15 protein-coding genes and 1 pseudogene are annotated in these 14897 nt (G+C 71.0%); 7 read left to right on the forward strand and 9 right to left on the reverse strand.

The features are described from left to right. Position 1: 1 nt before the first annotated feature. The 4 genes from H1Q64_RS06005 to H1Q64_RS06020 form a co-directional block, all read right to left on the reverse strand. Entirely contained in the window at positions 2 to 1309 is a 1308-nt protein-coding gene (locus tag H1Q64_RS06005) for a methyl-accepting chemotaxis protein (RefSeq protein WP_237904776.1), read from the reverse strand. Positions 1310 to 1582: 273 nt separating this feature from the next. After that, on the reverse strand, positions 1583 to 2323 hold the full coding sequence (locus H1Q64_RS06010) for an OmpA family protein (protein WP_237904777.1): 741 nt from the start codon (positions 2321 to 2323) through the stop codon (positions 1583 to 1585). A gap of 26 nt (positions 2324 to 2349) precedes the next feature. Beyond that, positions 2350 to 2826, reverse strand: a complete 477-nt coding sequence (locus H1Q64_RS06015) for a DUF4398 domain-containing protein (RefSeq protein ID WP_237904778.1) — start codon at positions 2824 to 2826, stop codon at positions 2350 to 2352. Positions 2827 to 3055: 229 nt separating this feature from the next. Beyond that, positions 3056 to 3580: a hypothetical protein gene (locus tag H1Q64_RS06020; protein ID WP_237904779.1), complete on the reverse strand. Its 525-nt coding sequence runs from the start codon at positions 3578 to 3580 to the stop codon at positions 3056 to 3058. Positions 3581 to 3800: 220 nt separating this feature from the next. Here H1Q64_RS06020 and H1Q64_RS06025 point away from each other — a divergent pair, with 220 nt between their 5' ends. Both H1Q64_RS06025 and H1Q64_RS06030 read left to right on the forward strand, forming a co-directional pair. Beyond that, positions 3801 to 4466 carry an NnrU family protein gene (locus H1Q64_RS06025; protein ID WP_237904780.1) on the forward strand — a complete coding sequence of 222 codons (666 nt, stop codon included), beginning with the start codon at positions 3801 to 3803 and terminating at the stop codon, positions 4464 to 4466. A gap of 77 nt (positions 4467 to 4543) precedes the next feature. Then, a complete protein-coding gene (locus tag H1Q64_RS06030; RefSeq protein WP_237904781.1) occupies positions 4544 to 4813 on the forward strand; it encodes a DUF2934 domain-containing protein in 270 nt (89 codons plus the stop codon). A 19-nt stretch (positions 4814 to 4832) separates the two neighbouring features. On the opposite strand, the gene H1Q64_RS06035 is transcribed toward H1Q64_RS06030, so the two are convergent. Next, the gene (locus H1Q64_RS06035) at positions 4833 to 5555 is read right to left on the reverse strand and encodes a hypothetical protein (protein WP_237904782.1); all 723 of its coding nucleotides are present in this window, start codon (positions 5553 to 5555) and stop codon (positions 4833 to 4835) included. 34 nt (positions 5556 to 5589) lie between these two features. Then, positions 5590 to 6639 carry a Do family serine endopeptidase gene (locus H1Q64_RS06040; RefSeq protein ID WP_237904783.1) on the reverse strand — a complete coding sequence of 350 codons (1050 nt, stop codon included), beginning with the start codon at positions 6637 to 6639 and terminating at the stop codon, positions 5590 to 5592. A 510-nt stretch (positions 6640 to 7149) separates the two neighbouring features. On the opposite strand from H1Q64_RS06040, the gene H1Q64_RS06045 reads away from it, so the two are divergent. Both H1Q64_RS06045 and H1Q64_RS06050 read left to right on the forward strand, forming a co-directional pair. Then, a complete protein-coding gene (locus H1Q64_RS06045; protein WP_237904784.1) occupies positions 7150 to 8127 on the forward strand; it encodes a protein phosphatase CheZ in 978 nt (325 codons plus the stop codon). 43 nt (positions 8128 to 8170) lie between these two features. Beyond that, complete coding sequence (locus tag H1Q64_RS06050) at positions 8171 to 9409, forward strand: pentapeptide repeat-containing protein (RefSeq protein WP_237904785.1); 1239 nt, start codon at positions 8171 to 8173, stop codon at positions 9407 to 9409. A gap of 91 nt (positions 9410 to 9500) precedes the next feature. On the opposite strand, the gene H1Q64_RS06055 is transcribed toward H1Q64_RS06050, so the two are convergent. From H1Q64_RS06055 to tsaD, 3 genes and pseudogenes are all read right to left on the reverse strand, one after another. Beyond that, positions 9501 to 10511, reverse strand: a complete 1011-nt coding sequence (locus tag H1Q64_RS06055) for an NAD(P)H-dependent glycerol-3-phosphate dehydrogenase (RefSeq protein ID WP_237904786.1) — start codon at positions 10509 to 10511, stop codon at positions 9501 to 9503. A gap of 83 nt (positions 10512 to 10594) precedes the next feature. After that, positions 10595 to 10798 carry a GNAT family N-acetyltransferase gene (locus H1Q64_RS06060; protein WP_237904787.1) on the reverse strand — a complete coding sequence of 68 codons (204 nt, stop codon included), beginning with the start codon at positions 10796 to 10798 and terminating at the stop codon, positions 10595 to 10597. Positions 10799 to 11076: 278 nt separating this feature from the next. Then, positions 11077 to 12151 (reverse strand): annotated as a pseudogene (gene tsaD, locus H1Q64_RS06065) (tRNA (adenosine(37)-N6)-threonylcarbamoyltransferase complex transferase subunit TsaD). A 72-nt stretch (positions 12152 to 12223) separates the two neighbouring features. Between tsaD and H1Q64_RS06070 the strand changes: the two are divergent. The 3 genes from H1Q64_RS06070 to H1Q64_RS06080 all read left to right on the forward strand — a co-directional run bounded on the left by H1Q64_RS06070 (position 12224) and on the right by H1Q64_RS06080 (position 14843). Further along, the gene (locus H1Q64_RS06070) at positions 12224 to 13060 is read left to right on the forward strand and encodes a class I SAM-dependent methyltransferase (RefSeq protein WP_237904788.1); all 837 of its coding nucleotides are present in this window, start codon (positions 12224 to 12226) and stop codon (positions 13058 to 13060) included. Between the two features lie 87 nt (positions 13061 to 13147). Next, positions 13148 to 14074 carry a hydroxymethylbilane synthase gene (hemC, locus tag H1Q64_RS06075; RefSeq protein WP_237904789.1) on the forward strand — a complete coding sequence of 309 codons (927 nt, stop codon included), beginning with the start codon at positions 13148 to 13150 and terminating at the stop codon, positions 14072 to 14074. A 13-nt stretch (positions 14075 to 14087) separates the two neighbouring features. After that, positions 14088 to 14843: a uroporphyrinogen-III synthase gene (locus tag H1Q64_RS06080; RefSeq protein ID WP_237904790.1), complete on the forward strand. Its 756-nt coding sequence runs from the start codon at positions 14088 to 14090 to the stop codon at positions 14841 to 14843. The last annotated feature ends 54 nt before the right edge of the window (positions 14844 to 14897 follow it).

Consider the following 14897-nt stretch of genomic DNA (forward strand, 5'->3'; position numbering starts at 1 on the left):
GTCAGGCGGCGCGCTTCCGGATGGCGGACAGGCCGCGCAGATCCTCCTCCAGCCCGTTCAGCCGGGCCAGCCCGCCGCTGATCGCGTCCAGCTCCCGCCGCAGCCCCTCGGGAACGCGCAGGTCCCCGGCGAAACCGGCCAGCGTGTCGGCCAGGGAGTCGCCCAGCCGGTCCAACTCGCCCATCAGCCGCCGCTCGTGCCCGGCGACGTCCTGCTGGCCGGCGCTGAGGCTTTGCAGGCGGTCGGCCAGATCGGACAGCAGCGCGTGCTCGGCGGCCACCTTCGCCTGGGCGTCCTGCCCGGCGATCTGTTGGGCGATCGCCTGCTGCATGCGGTCGATGCCCTTCTGGATCACCTGGATGGCCTCGTTCGACTGGCGGGCCAGATCGCGCACCTCGTTCGCCACCACGCGGAAGCCGTGGCCGTACTCCCCGGCCCGCGTCGCCTCGATGGCGGCGTTCAACGCCAGCATGTTGGTGGCGGACATGATGCGGGTGATGGCGTTGACCGAATCCTCCAGCGCGCGGGACTCCGCGACGATCTGCTCGAACCGCGTCAGGTCGGAGGTCGCCTCCGCCCGGCGGCGGTCCAGATGCTCCTGGAGGTTGGCGAGAAGCGCGTGGTTTTCCGTCGCGCAACGCTGGGCGTCGTCGTGGCGGCCGGCGATCTGCACCCCGCTGTCGCGGATGAAGCCGACCAGGGCGGCCACCGCGTCCTGCGTGTCGGACAGACGGGCGCACAGGGCCTGCACCTCCCGCTCCGCCTGATCGAGCGCCCCGCCGACGCGGACCTTGGCCAGTTCGACCGCCTGCGGCACCTCGGCGATGGCGCGCTCCGCCTCCGGTGGAATGCCCTGGGGGCGGCGCGCGAAGGCCAGCCGGGCCGCGCACAGGCTGCCGAACTCGTCCAGCGGGCCGTCCATGCCGTTGTCGCGCAGCAGGCGGCGCCAGTCCTCCGAATCCCGGTGCAGGGTGACGAACAGGCGGTTGGCCTCGTCCGTCGTCAGCGTCTCGCCGTCGAAGGTCAGATGTTCGTGCGGAATGAAGTTGAACAGCGACGTGACCATCGTCCGCCGCGTTTCCAGAACCCAATATTGCACGACCATCACCACCATGATGGTGACGATCATGCCGAGCGCCGCCGCCGGCCCCTCCGGCACGCCGAAACGGTGCAGCGTGGCGTTCCACAGCGGGTTGAGGAGAACCACCACCACGATCACCGGAAGGCCGATGATGAGGAGAAGCAGAGCCTGCGCCTTCAAAAATCCCCTGCTGAGCATCGCTCCCTCGTCACCCTGTCCAGTGGTCATTCCGAATCCCCGCGCAATCAAAAGGACGCTGTGGTCACTCATGTTCGCGCATCGTAAAACCACATACCGTAAAAGGTAAAGAAGCATTGATTTTGCTCTGCATTCGAGACAATTTTTCCGAATGACCGCGCTTCCGGCGCAATGGTGATGCGGGACGGGAAAGTCGGAACGGGAAAAACGACCGAAATCAGGCCGGAATAGAAGCGGGCGAGCCGTTTCCGGCCCGCCCGTTCTTGTTCAAGCGCAATGTGCGTCAAATCGCAGCATGGCCCGTCAGGAGCGCGTCTCCGCCACCGAGCCCGGCTCGGAGATCACGATGTCCACCCGCCGGTTCTGCTGGCGTCCCGACTCCGTGCTGTTGGATGCGACCGGCTGGGCCGACCCCAGGCCCTGGGCGGCGATGCGGCTGGGGTTGACGCCGCGCGCGGTGAGCGCGTCGCGCACCGCCATGGCCCGCTCCTCCGACAGGCGCAGGTTGGTGGCCGACGAGCCGGTGGTGTCGGTGTAGCCCTCGATCCGGACGGTCCGTTCCGGGTTGCGCTGGAGGAAGTTGGCGAGTTCCCCCAGCCGCGCGTCGGCGCCGGAGGTCAGCCGCGCGCTGCCGGTGGCGAACAGCACGTCGCCCAGCGACATCACCAGCCCGCGCTCCGTCCGCTCCGCCTGAAGGGCGCGGATCTGGTCCTGGAGGCGGTAGGTCTCGGCGTTGGCGACGACCTGCTGCGCGCCCTTCATCGCCGCCACATCCTGGGCGATCTGGAGCTGCCGGTTGGCGAGATAGGCCTGATGGTCCATCTCCGCGGTGTTGCCGTCGCTGCGCGCCCGCTCGCCGCGCTGCAGCGCCTCTTCGGCGCGGCGCAGCTCCAGCGTGGCGTTGCTCGCCAGCTGCGGGTTGGCGGCGGCGCCGGAATAGGACTGGCGCGCCTGGGCCAGGGCCGGGGTGTCGTCCGGGGTGGCGCAGGCGCCGAGCGACAGGGCGACGACGCCGAGCGACGCCAGAACCAGGCTTTTCCTCACCGTTTGGGACTTCCTTGTGGTGTGCATCACGGCGTGCCCTCCAGCGTGCGCGGGGAGTCCCAAGTCGAGGTTCCGCTCATGCCCGACGGGGCCAGGGGAGCGGTGGCGGAGGCGGCGGGCGCCCGGCCCGGAACCGAAGCGCCCGGCATACCAGTGTTGGGCAGGCCGGCGTTGGGGTTGGCGAGTGTGCGCACCGCGCTGGCGGCCTGCTGCGCCGTCGCGCGCTGCGAGCGCACGGTGGCGAGTTCGGCGTCGGCCTGCGCCTGTTCGGCGAGGCGGCGGGCCTGGGTCCGCTCGTCCTCGCGCATGGCGGCGTCGGCGGCGGCCAGCTTCTCGCGGGCGGACTGGAACTCCGCGGGGGCGTGCTGGAGGGCGCCGGCCCGTTCGGCCTGCTGGATGGCCTGCGCCGAGGCGCCGAGCTGGGCGGTCGGCGGTGGCACGCTGCCGGCGCAGGCGGCCAGACCGACCGACGCCGACAGGATGACGGCGGCCCTCCATCCCACCCTGGGCCATCCGAATGTCGAAGTGCTGTTGCGGTTCATGCTGCGGCTTCCCGAATGACCGCGGCGCACGGCCGCGGGAGAGTGAACGCCGCTCCAACGCGCCGCCGGGTGGAAGGTTCCTTGTCCGCACATCCGCGCCGGGAAACGCCCCGCTTGCGCACAAAAAAGACGGCCGGGGGAGTGCCCCGGCCGCAGGTCTGCCTGGATGGGAGGGGGGATGAGGAGGAACTTACTTCTGGATGCCGATGACCTGCTGCTGGGCCTTGTTGCCGATGCCGGCGGCGAGGTTGGAGACGGTGCCGAGGTTCTGGTTGAACAGGGCGCCCGGCGCGCCGAACTGCATGGCCTTGACCTGCTGCTGGGCGGTGTTGCCGATGCCGACCGCGCTGTTGCTGACGTTGCCGGCGTTGCTGTTGAAGCCGCCCAGAGCGAAGGGCGTCTTCACCCCGCCGCCCATCCCGCCCGTCTGGACGCCGAAGACCTGCTGCTTGGCCTTGTTGCCGACGCCGGCGGCGAGGTTGGAGACGTTGCCCAGGTTGGAGGCGGTGCCGAAGGGCCCGGCCAGCCCGCCACCGGCCTGCACGCCGAAGACCTGCTGCTGCGCCTTGTTCTGGATGCCCGCGGCGGTGTTGGAGATGACGCCCAGGTTGCTGGTGCTGCCCATCGGGATGCCGCCGGTCATCAGGTCGCCGGCGAAGGCCGGGGCGGAGCACAGGACGGCGACGGCGGCGGCGATCAGGGTGATGCGGCGCATGGTGTGGTTTCCTTCCGGTGTCTGGGGGAGTTGGCTTCTGGAGGATTTGACTGCCGGTTCCGTCTGCGTCGGGGCCCGGCCTGTTCGATGACCAGACAGTACGCCCCGCCGCCCATCCCCGCTGTGGCCTGCGCCACACCCGGACGCGGTTTGCTTTCGGTGCCGTATGCTTGACGTTCATCAAGACTCCGTCCGGCAAAGCGGTGTTTCCTTGCGGCCCATGACCACCGACCTTCTCCTCGCCGCCCTGTTCCTGTTCGCCACCCACGCCGTGCCGTCCTGGCCGGGGGTGCGGCCGTGGCTGATCGCCCGGATGGGACGGGGCGGGTTCGTCGCCCTGCATTCGCTTGGCTCGCTGCTGGCGCTCGGCCTGTTCGTCTGGGCCTACCGCGAGGCCGGGGGCGGAGAGCCGCTGTTCCTTCCCGCCGGATGGGCGCCGCCGCTCGTCGTCGCGCTGATGCCGCTGTCCTTCCTGCTGATCGCCGCCCGCGTCACCAGCAAGGCCGGCGAGCCCGACGCCCCCAACCCGCCGCGCGGCATCTACCGGATCACCCGCTTTCCCGGCAGCATGGGGCTGTTGCTGTGGGCGCTGCTGCATCTGCAAGCCACCGGGGACGGGCGGCGGGTCGTGCTGTTCGTCGCGATGGCGGCCATCGCCCTGTTCGCCATGGTCAAGAACGACTGGCTGCTGCGCCGCGGTGCTGCCGGGCGGGCCTACCGGGCAGAGACCTCCGCGCTTCCCTTCGCCGCCATCCTGGCCGGACGCCAAAGCTTCCGTCCCGGAGAGATCGGCTGGGACCGTGTTCTGGGCGCGCTCGCCGCCTATGCCGCGATGATCGCCGTGCATCCCTGGCTGTTCGGAGTCAGCCCGCTCTATTGGCTGTAGCGGGAAGGTTTGCGGCACGCCGCGCCGCTCCGCCTGTTGACGGTCATGAATGCAGACCGCCGAGGAGGGACAGCGCCATGGAGCATCACACCGGCCCCGACGACCCCCGCGTCCGCGAGCGCGCTCATGCCATCTGGGAGCGGGAGGGCCGTCCCGAGGGGCGCCACATCGAGCATTGGCAGCAGGCCGCCCGCGAGATCGCCGAGGAGGACGCCGTCCCCGGTCCGGAGGCCGGGCTGCAAACCCCCGACAGCGCCAGCGAGCGCGCTCTGCACGAGGCCGCCGAGCATCTGCGCGGCGTGGACGCGCACAGCCACCACCGCCAGTCGTCGACGGCGGAAGGCTGATCGGGCGGAAGGCTGATCGTCAGTCCTCGTCGTCCAGGGACAGCTGACGGACTTCCAGTCGCGGATCGGGCTGCGGCAGCGGGCGCGGCTCCGCCGCCCGGCCCGCGGCGGGAGGCGCGGCGGCGCGCGGCGGGCGCAGCGGCTTGTTCACCGTGCCCCGCGGCCCGATGCTCTGCTCGTCGCCGAAGTCGGGCAGGGGCGGGCAGCGGTCCATCACCGCGCGCATCAGCACGGCGACGCGGTCCGTCTGCTTGCGCAGGCCCTGCCCACGCTCCCCGTCGTAGAGCGGGTCGTCGAGGAACTTGCGGATCTCCATCAGCGCGCGGAACTCCACCCCCACCGTCTCATGGGTGCCGATGGGCAGTGCCTTGACCCGTGCGAAGGTGTTGAAGAAGCCCAGGCTCTCCTCCACGAACAGGATCACCATGCGGGCGTGCAGGCGTTCCAGCGCGGTGGTCATCGGGCCGATCAGCTCCTCCATCTCCGACGGGGCGGCGTCCAGCCGTTCCTGGGTCACCGCCGCCAGCGAGAAGAAGTCGCGCACCTTGCGGGAGAATTTGCGGTAGCGGCCCATCCCGCCGACCGACACCCGCTCCCGCGCCGCCGCCGCCAGATCCGCGCACTTTTTCAGCATGTCGTCGAGCCGCATCAGCATGCGGGCGACCTCGCGCTGGCGCTGGGCCGCGCTGACCATGGGGGCGGGCGGTGCCTGCCGGCGGGGAGGGGAGGGGCGGCCGATCATCAGGAACTGGTTATCATGCTCTGGCGCGCCGGGTCTAATTCCCCGTGCGAACGTTGAGGACCCGCTCGCTGCCGCCGCGCAGGACGGTCACCTGAAGCGGCGTGCCGACCCGCACCAGCCCCATGCGGTTGCGGAAGTCGGTGGCGCTGCGCACCGGGCGTCCGTTCACCGCGGTCACCACGTCGCCACTGCGGAAACCGGCGCGGTCGGCGGCGGACCCGCGCTCCACCTGGGCGATGACCGCCCCGGCGTCGCCGGCCAGATTCATGCTGTCCGCCAGATCGGGGGTCAGGTCCTGGATGGAGACACCCAGCCGGCCGCGCCGCACTTCGCCATACTCGACCAACTGCTCCATCACCGAGCGGACGATGCTGACCGGGACGGCGAAGCCGATGCCGACCGACCCGCCCGCCGGGCCGATGATGGCAGTGTTGATGCCGACCAGCTCCCCGTTGAAGTTCACCAGCGCGCCGCCGGAATTGCCGGGGTTGATGGAGGCGTCGGTCTGGATGAAGTCCTCGTATCCCTCGATCTTCAGACCGCTGCGGCCGAGCGCCGAGACGATGCCGGAGGTCACCGTCTGGCCCAGCCCGAAGGGGTTGCCGATGGCGACCAGGAAATCGCCGACCTTGAGCTGGTCCGAATCGCCCCAGGGCAGGGCGGTCAGCTTCTCCGCCTCGATCTTCAGCAGCGCGATGTCGGTCGCCGCGTCCCGCCCGACCAACTTGGCGCGCAGGCGGCGGCGGTCCTTCAGGGTGACGGCAATCTCCTGCGCGTTCTCCACCACATGGGCGTTGGTGATGACGTAGCCGCGCCGCGCGTCCACGATCACGCCCGACCCGGCGCTGACCTGCGGGCGGGCCTGCTGCTCTGGAACGTTGAAGAAGCGGCGGAAGAAGGGGTCGCGGAGCAGCGGGTTCTCGGCCTGCGGCGCCCGCGACAGGACGGCGATGTTGACGACGGCGGGGGTTACCTGTTCCAGCATCGGCGCGATGGTCGTCACCCCGGTGACCCCGGCGGGCAGGGCCGCGGCGGCGGGGGCCAGACCCGCGCCCGGAACGCCGATCCCCAAAAGCCCGGCCATGCACGCCGCCCCCGCAAACCGAAGCGCCGCGAACCGAAGCGTCGTCCTCATCGGCATCTTGTCCCCGTTCCTGTTGTTCCGAACCGTGCTCAAGCGGCTGTGCCTGTCCGAGCCTGGCATGCCGGGCTTGGCGCGGCTGATGTGGGCGAAGGGCGCTGGCGGATCAAGCCTGCGCCCCCTTTGCCCCACCGCGCACCGCGACGGGGCGGAGGAGTATAGGGCAGCGGCGGCGGCGGGAGAATCCTTGATGCCGTGGTGCGGCCTCCGTTCCCGGCCTCATCCCTTGATTGGCTCCCATGCGTGTTCTCCATGATTGGTTGCATGATGGCGGGGTGCGGCATCGAGGCACCGCCCATGACTTCATTAAGACTTTGTTCAGCGGGATCTGCGAGGCAGAGATGTGCAGGATTTGTCTGAAATCCAGGCCATGTCTGGTGTAACCTCAGTTTTCCTAAGACGTGCTTTCCTCCATGGCGGATTCTCAACAGCGGCCCGCCGACGGTGACGACGATGAGCGACGTTCCTCTGATGGAACTGACCGAGCATGACTACCTCCAGATGGAGGAGGCGCTGTCGCAGACCGCGCGCGGCCGCGCGTTCCTGCGCATGCGCGACCGACGATCCCGCGTGGTCGCGGTGGACGAGTTCCACCGGCTGACCGGCGCGCTGGAGCAGCAGGTCAACCGGCTGCGCGGGGTGGACCCCGGCGCCTTGCCCCGTCCGGTGCCGGGTGGCGGGGTGGGGCAAGGCTTGGGGGATGGCCTGCAGCTTCAGCAGGAGTTGATGTCGATCACCCAGGTGGTGCGCGAGACGCGCAGCGACATCGCCGCACTGCGCCCCGCCGACACCGGCTCGAACCGCATCGAGGCGGCGACCGGCGAGCTGGACGAGATCGTCGCAGCGACCGAGCGCGCCACCACCGACATCCTGAACGCCACCGAGAAGATCCAGGAGATCACCCAGGGCATCCCGCGCACCGATCCCGACATCGCGGAGATGGTCGACGCCATCGACGCCTGGAGCATCGAGATCATGACCGCCTGCGCCTTCCAGGACATCACCGGTCAGCGCACCACCAAGGTGGTCAACACGCTGCGCTACATCGAGCAGCGCGTGAACACGATGATCGAGATCTGGGGCGTCGACCGCATCGCCACCGCCTCGGAAACCGCGTCCATGGGCGAGGGAGCGTCCCACCGTAAGCTGGGCGACACCCGGCCCGACGCGCATCTGCTGAACGGCCCGCAGCTCGGCGGGCCGGAGGTCAGCCAGGACGACATCGACGCCCTGTTCGACACGCTGGCCACCCAGATCCCCCAGGTGCTGGAACGGGCGGAACCGGCCGAGGCGCCAGCACCGCCCCCTCCACCTCCGTCTCCGCCTCCCGCCGCTGCGAAGCCGGCCCCGCGACCCGCCGCCCCGGCGCCCGAACCGTCGGGCGGCGGCAGCGAGATTTCGCAGGCCGACATCGACGCGCTGTTCGCCTGAGGCGCCGATGGCGAACGACGGCTCCCACAAGTCCCGGATACGCTTGAGCCAGGAGCAGCTGGACCGGGTGTGCGAGCGCCATGTCCGCTTCACCGAGGGGCGGCCCAACGGCGCCCGCGCCAACCTGCCCTTCTTCGACCTGACCGGGCTCGACCTGTCGGGCCGCAACCTGACCGGCGCGCATCTGTCCGGCGCCATCCTGCGCGACGCCCGGATGCAGGGAACGATCCTGGACCACGCCGACCTCTACGGCGCGGACCTGCGCGGCGCCGACCTGACGGAGGCGCGGCTCTACCGCACCGACATGCGCGGCGCCAACGTACGCGGCGCCATCCTGGACGGCGCGGTGATGGTGGAGGTCGACCTGCGCGACGGCAGCGTCGCCAACCGCAGCGCGTCCGGCGAGCTGAAGGTGGTCGGGTTCGAGCCGGGACCGGCGGACATGGCCTCGGCCAAGCTGACCAACGCCGACATGGCGCGGGCCAAGCTGTCGGGCAGCTTCGCGCGGGCGGCCGACTTCACCAACTCCCGCCTGTCGGGGGCGCGGCTCCAGCGCACCGACCTGCGCGACTGCAACTTCTCCGGCGCCGACCTCCAGGGGGCCGACCTGAACGGCGCCGACCTGCGCGGCGCCATCCTGGACGGTGCCAAGGTGTCGGAGCTGGACCTCGTCACCTCCATCCGCACCGACGAGGAAGCGGCGGTGGCGGCCCAGATGCCCCAGCCGATTCCGGAGCCGGACGAGGACCCGGCGGCGGAGCCCGCCCATCCGGCAATCCCGGCGGCGGACATCGAGATCCTGCTGCACCAGCACCTGTTGTGGCTCGGCACCAGCGGCCAGAAGGGGCGCCAGCTCGACCTGACCGGCCTGAACCTCGACGGAGCGGACCTGTCGGGCAAGGTGCTGACGCTCGCCAAGGGCTCCGGCGTTCGGCTGCGCCACGCCCGGCTGAACGGCGCGCAGCTCCAGGCGGCCCAGTTCGACGGCGCCGATCTGCGCTCCGCCGACCTGCGCGGCGCCGACCTGCGCGGCGCGAAGCTGGACCGCGCGATCCTCATCGACGGGTGTCTGGACGGGGCCAACCTGGGGATGCTGCTGATCAGCGCCGGGGCGAAGGTGATGCGCGCTTCGCTGGTGCGCGCCCGCATGGCCGGCGCCTCGCTCAGCGCGACGAACATGAAGGGCTGCGACCTGACGCTGGCCGACCTGACCGGCTGCGACCGCAGCAGCGCGATCTTCGACGAGGCCATTCTGGACGGCGCCCGGCTGGGCAATGCGTAGGGTTCGGGGCCGATTCGCCACAGAGGCGCGGAGGCCCCTTCCTGCGGTCCCTCGCGCCTTCGGGTCTTCGCGGTGAAAAAGACGACGCCCCTCAGCGTCCCTCTTCGCGGAACGGCCGCGACAGCAGCCCGTCGATCGTCGCGTCCAGCCCGGCGCCGTGGTTCAGGATGGCGTCCACGGCGGCGCACAGCGGCATGTCGACGCCCTTCTCCCCGGCCAGCCCGACCACCGCGGCGGCGGTGTAGACGCCCTCGGCGACGGAGCGGCGCTCCGCCAGCACCTCGGCCAGCGTCCGGCCGGCGCCCAGGGCGGCGCCCAGCGACATGTTGCGCGATTGCAGGCTGGAGCAGGTCAGCGTCAGATCGCCCAGCCCGGACAGCCCCATCAGCGTCTCCGGCCGTCCGCCGAGCGCCAGGGCCAGCCGCGTGATCTCCGCCAGCCCGCGCGTGATCAGCGCCGCCCTTGCGTTGTCGCCCAGCTTGCGGCCCTCCACCACGCCGCAGGCGATGGCCAGCACGTTCTTCACCGCCCCGCCGATCTGCGAGCCCACCACGTCGTCGGACAGGTAGGGGCGGAAGGTGCGGCTGCCCAGCGCCTCGACCAGCCGGGCGCCCAGCGCGGCGTCGGCGCAGGCGAGCGTCACCGCGGTCGGCAGGCCGCGCGCCACCTCCGCCGCGAAGGTCGGACCGGACAGCACGGCCAGCGGGGTGCCCACCGGCAGCGCGGCGGCGGCGGCCTCGCTCATCAGCGCGTGGCTGTCCAGCTCGATCCCCTTGGCGCAGATGACCAGCGGGGTGCCCGGCCGCAGATGCGTTGCGAGGCCGGCGCAGGCGCTGCGCAGATGCTGGGCAGGGGTGACGAGCAGGATGGCGTCGCAGGCGGCAACCTCGGCCAAGTCGCCGGTTGCGCGCAACTCGGCGGGCAGGGTCACGCCCGGCAGATAGTCGCGGTTCTCCCGTGCGGCGTTGACCGACTCGACCACCGCCGGCTCGCGCGCCCACAGCAGGGCCTCCCGCCCGGCGCGCAGGGCGGCCAGAGCCAGCGCCGTGCCCCAGGCCCCGCCGCCGATCACGCCGATGCGCCGGAAGTCCGTTGCCGCCATGAATGCCCCCGATTGTAAGATGTGCCTTGTAAGGTTTTGCCCGCCTGTTTAGGCGGAGCGTCCCCCGTCCGCAACCCGGACGGTCAAGCCTCCGGCGTCAGCAGAAGCTTCATCCCGACATGGCTCGCCCGGAAGCCCAGCCGCTCGTAGAAGCGGTGGGCGTCGGTGCGCCGGGTCTGGCTGGTCAGTTGCACCATCACGCAGCCCTCGGCGCGGGCCAGCGCGATGGCGTGCCGCATCATGGCGCTGCCGATGCCCTGGCCGCGCAGCGCGCTGTCCACCTTCACCGCCTCCACCGTCGCCCCGCGCCGCCCCCCGGCGGGCCAGCCCGTGGGTGACGGTGAACTGGAAGCAGCCGACGATCCGCCCGTCCCGCTCCGCCAGCACGATGGCATTGCCCGGCTGCGCCGCCATGCGGTCGAAGGCGTCCCAATAGAGCGGGTCCAGCGGCTCGCCGTAGACGTCGCCACCCGTGGACAGGGCGTCGTCGGCGGTCAGCCGGACGATCGCCGGCACGTCGTCGCGCCCGGCGGTGCGGAAGGTCAGGGCCATGCCGAAATCATCCTCACGCCTTCACGCCGGAGCCGACCCCGGCCTTGCCGATGGCCGGCTTCGCGGTCGGATCGAGCGGCCAGCGCGGGCGCGGCGCGAAGTCCAGCGGGTCGGTCTGGCCCAGCCGCAATCGCTCGATCCCCGCCCAGGCGATCATCGCCGCATTGTCGGTGCACAGCCGCAGCGGGCGGCGCCACGAAGGGCATGCCCTCGCGGTCGGCCAGCTTTTGCAGGCGGGCGCGCAGCGTCTTGTTGGCCGCCACGCCGCCGGCCACCACCAGGGCGCCGCTCTGCGGGTGCATCTCCTTGAACTGGCGCATGGCGCGGGCGCAGCGGTCGGCCATCACCTCGGCCACCGTGGTCTGGAAGGCGGCGGCGAGGTCGGCCTGATCCTCCCCGGACAGGGGCATCCCCAGCTCCTCGACATGGCGCCGCACCGCGGTCTTCAGGCCGGAGAAGGAGAAGTCGCAGCCGGGGCGCCCGACCATCGGGCGCGGCAGGTCGAAGCGGCCCGGATTCGTCGCCAGCGCCGCCGCCTTCTCCAGCAGCGGCCCGCCGGGATAGCCGAGGCCGAGCAGCTTGGCCGTCTTGTCGAACGCCTCCCCCACCGCGTCGTCGATGGTGGTGCCGAGCCGCCGGTACCGGCCCACCCCCTCGACCACCAGAAGCTGGCAGTGCCCGCCGGACACCAGAAGCAGCAGGTAGGGGAAGGGCACGTCGTCGGTCAGCCGGGCGGTCAGCGCGTGGCCTTCCAGATGGTTCACCGCGACGAAGGGCAGTCCGCGCGCCGCGGCGATGGCCTTGGCGGTCATCACTCCGACGATCACCCCGCCGATCAGCCCCGGCCCGCCGGTCGCCGCCACGGCGTCGATGTCGGCGAAGCCCAGCCCGGAGTCGGCCATGGCGCGGCGGATCAGCCCGTCCAGATGCTCCAGATGGGCGCGCGCGGCGATTTCCGGCACCACCCCGCCATAGGGCGTGTGGTCGTCCAGCTGCGACAGCACCACGTCGGCGCGGATCTCCCGCGCGTCGGTCACGATGGCCGCCGCCGTCTCGTCGCAGCTCGTTTCGATTCCAAGAACGATCATGGCCGCCAAACTAGCCGTCTCCACCGCTCTGGTATAGGGTCTTGACCCGGATTCCTCAGGGTTTCGACCTTCATGAACAAAGACGTCCCCGACGACGACGCCAGCATCGTCTATTACGACGGCGACTATCCGTCGCTGGAGATCGGGGAGGCGCGGGCGGAGCACGCCGCGACGCTCGCCCGGCTCGGCATGCTGGGCGACGTGCCCTTCTACAAGGAGCGCGCGGCGGAGACCGGCGGCCCGGTCCTTGAGATCGGCTGCGGCACCGGGCGCCTGACCATCCCGCTGGCCCGCACCGGGCACGAGGTGTGGGCGGTGGACGTTTCCGCCGCCATGCTCGACCAGCTCCGCGCCAAGCTGGCGCGCGAGGCGCCGGAGGTGCAGGCCCGCGTCCATCCGGTGCGGCAGGACGCCACGGCGCTCGATCTGCCGGTGCGGGACTTCCGGCTCGCCGTCATTCCCTTCAACGTGCTGATGCTGATCCCGGAACTGGCGGCGGAGCGCCGCGCGCTGGCCGCCGCCGCCGCCCATCTGGCGCCGGGCGGCACGCTGGCGCTGGACGTGATGAATCCGCTGACGCTGCCGATGGACGCCGAGACGAAGCCCAGCCCGTCGGAGCCGCGGCGTAGCCCGCGCAACGGCAACAGCTACATCCGCAACACGATGGCCTCCCGCCTCGACGAGGAGCAGTGCCAGCGCATCCACGGCTGGTACGACGAGCTGTTGCCGGACGGCAAGATCGTGGTGACCGAATACGGCTTCACCTGGCGGATGATCTTCCGCTACGAGCTGGAGCTGATGCTGGAAAGCGCCGGATTCGCGATCGAACGGCTGGCCGGCGATTTCGAAGACGCCGCCTGGACGGTGGACAGCCGCCGCATGATCGTCACGGCGCGGCGCGCATCCTGAGACGCGCAGCAAAGTGTTTCACCAAAGAGTAGCACGCCCGTCACCAGGGCTTGCAAACCGCGGTGGATCGCCTAGAACACTGGCCTCATGACCCAACCGCTCCGCATCGGCACGCGCGGCAGCCCGCTGGCGCTGGCGCAGGCCCACGAGACCCGCGACCGGCTGATCGCGGCGCACCCGCATCTGGCCGCCCCCGGCGCCATCGAGATCGTCGTCTTCAAGACGACCGGCGACCGCATCCTGGACCGCACGCTGGCCGAGGCCGGCGGCAAGGGCCTGTTCACCAAGGAACTGGAGGACGCGCTGCTGGAAGGCAGCGCCGACCTCGCCGTCCATTCGATGAAGGACGTGCCGACCTGGATGCCGGAGGGGCTGGAGATCGCCACGCTCCTGCCGCGCGAGGACACACGCGACGCCTTCTTCTCGCGCGGCGGACACACGGTGGACACGCTGCCCGCCGGCTCCGTCGTCGGCACCGCCGGGTTGCGCCGTCAGGCCCAGATCCTGGAGCGGCGCCCCGACCTCAAGGTCGTGCCCTTCCGCGGCAACGTGCAGACGCGCCTCGCCAAGCTGGAGGCCGGGGAGGTCGATGCCACCCTGCTGGCGCTCGCCGGGCTGCGCCGTCTCGGCCTGACCGACCGCATCACCGCCGTGCTGGAGCATGACGAAATGCTTCCCGCCGTCGCCCAGGGCGCCATCGGCATCGAGATCCGCAGCGCCGACGACGCCACCCGCGCCTTGCTCGCCCCGCTGAACTGCGCCGCCACCGCGGCCCGCGTGACGGCGGAGCGCGCCTTGCTCGCCATGCTCGACGGCTCCTGCCGCACCCCCATCGCCGCTCTGTCCACGCTGGACGGCGACCGGCTGCACCTGAAGGCCAAGGTGCTGTCCAACGACGGGCGGCAGGTCTTCCGGGCCGAGCGCAGCGGCAACGCAAGCGATGCCGCCGCCATCGGCGCCGACGCCGGTGCGGAGATCAAGGCGGTCCTGCCGCCCGACTTCTTCAAGAGCTGACGGGCGGCCGGCGATGGCGGGCCCCCACCTCCTGGTCACCCGTCCGGCGGAGGATTCCGAGCCGCTGGCGGCCCGTCTGCGCGCGCTGGGATTCGCCGTGTCGGTGGAACCGATGCTGGACATCCGCTGGCTGGACGGGCCGGAGCCGGACATGGGGAACGTACAGGCCCTCCTCTTCACCAGCGCAAACGGCGTACGGGGCTACACCAGACGTACGAACCGGCTTGACCGTCCGGTCTATGCGGTCGGCGACGCCACCGCGACCGCCGCCCGCGCGGCCGGTTTCACGCGGGTGGAAAGCGCGTCCGGCGACGTGTACGCGCTGGCCGATCTGGTGCGCCGACGCTGCAGCGCAGCGGCGGGACCGCTACTTCATGTCGCAGGAACCAAGCTTGCCGGCGACCTGTCGGCGCTGCTGGGCGAGGCCGGATTTTCCATCCTGCGGGAAACGCTGTACGACGCCGTTCCGAGCGTGCGGCTGTCGGACGGCACGGCGGCGCTGTTGCGTACGGGAACACTGGACGCCGTGTTGTTTTTCTCTCCCCGTACCGCCCGTTCGTTTGTTAGGCTTGTCGCCGAGGCCGGGCTCATCGACCGCTGTCGTACAGTGGACGCGCTCTGCCTCAGCCCCGCGGTCGCGGAGGCTGCCCGCGCGTACGGTGAGCTGGGAGTGACACCGTGGCAGAACGTACGGGTGGCGCCACGGCCGGAGCAGGACTCTCTGCTCGGCCTGCTGCCGGAAGCATCCGGCGGCACGGGCCGGGCTTGAGCGCATCCGCTTGGGGGCTTGTGTGGCGTTCGTTGAGAACAACTGCGACCAGAA

The sequence above is a fragment of the Azospirillum brasilense genome (genome assembly GCF_022023855.1).
Taxonomy (GTDB): Bacteria; Pseudomonadota; Alphaproteobacteria; order Azospirillales; family Azospirillaceae; genus Azospirillum; species Azospirillum brasilense_F.

Excerpts from the sequence above, each read along its gene's own strand:
- H1Q64_RS06020 (WP_237904779.1), bottom strand. The coding sequence starts at position 3,580 with ATGCGCCGCATCACCCTGATCGCCGCCGCCGTCGCCGTCCTGTGCTCC.
- H1Q64_RS06080 (WP_237904790.1), top strand. The coding sequence starts at position 14,088 with ATGGCGGGCCCCCACCTCCTGGTCACCCGTCCGGCGGAGGATTCCGAG.
- H1Q64_RS06025 (WP_237904780.1), top strand. The coding sequence starts at position 3,801 with ATGACCACCGACCTTCTCCTCGCCGCCCTGTTCCTGTTCGCCACCCAC.
- H1Q64_RS06070 (WP_237904788.1), top strand. The coding sequence starts at position 12,224 with ATGAACAAAGACGTCCCCGACGACGACGCCAGCATCGTCTATTACGAC.
- H1Q64_RS06005 (WP_237904776.1), bottom strand. The coding sequence starts at position 1,309 with ATGACCACTGGACAGGGTGACGAGGGAGCGATGCTCAGCAGGGGATTT.
- H1Q64_RS06030 (WP_237904781.1), top strand. The coding sequence starts at position 4,544 with ATGGAGCATCACACCGGCCCCGACGACCCCCGCGTCCGCGAGCGCGCT.
- H1Q64_RS06035 (WP_237904782.1), bottom strand. The coding sequence starts at position 5,555 with ATGATCGGCCGCCCCTCCCCTCCCCGCCGGCAGGCACCGCCCGCCCCC.
- hemC (WP_237904789.1), top strand. The coding sequence starts at position 13,148 with ATGACCCAACCGCTCCGCATCGGCACGCGCGGCAGCCCGCTGGCGCTG.
- H1Q64_RS06055 (WP_237904786.1), bottom strand. The coding sequence starts at position 10,511 with ATGGCGGCAACGGACTTCCGGCGCATCGGCGTGATCGGCGGCGGGGCC.
- H1Q64_RS06040 (WP_237904783.1), bottom strand. The coding sequence starts at position 6,639 with ATGGCCGGGCTTTTGGGGATCGGCGTTCCGGGCGCGGGTCTGGCCCCC.
- H1Q64_RS06045 (WP_237904784.1), top strand. The coding sequence starts at position 7,150 with ATGAGCGACGTTCCTCTGATGGAACTGACCGAGCATGACTACCTCCAG.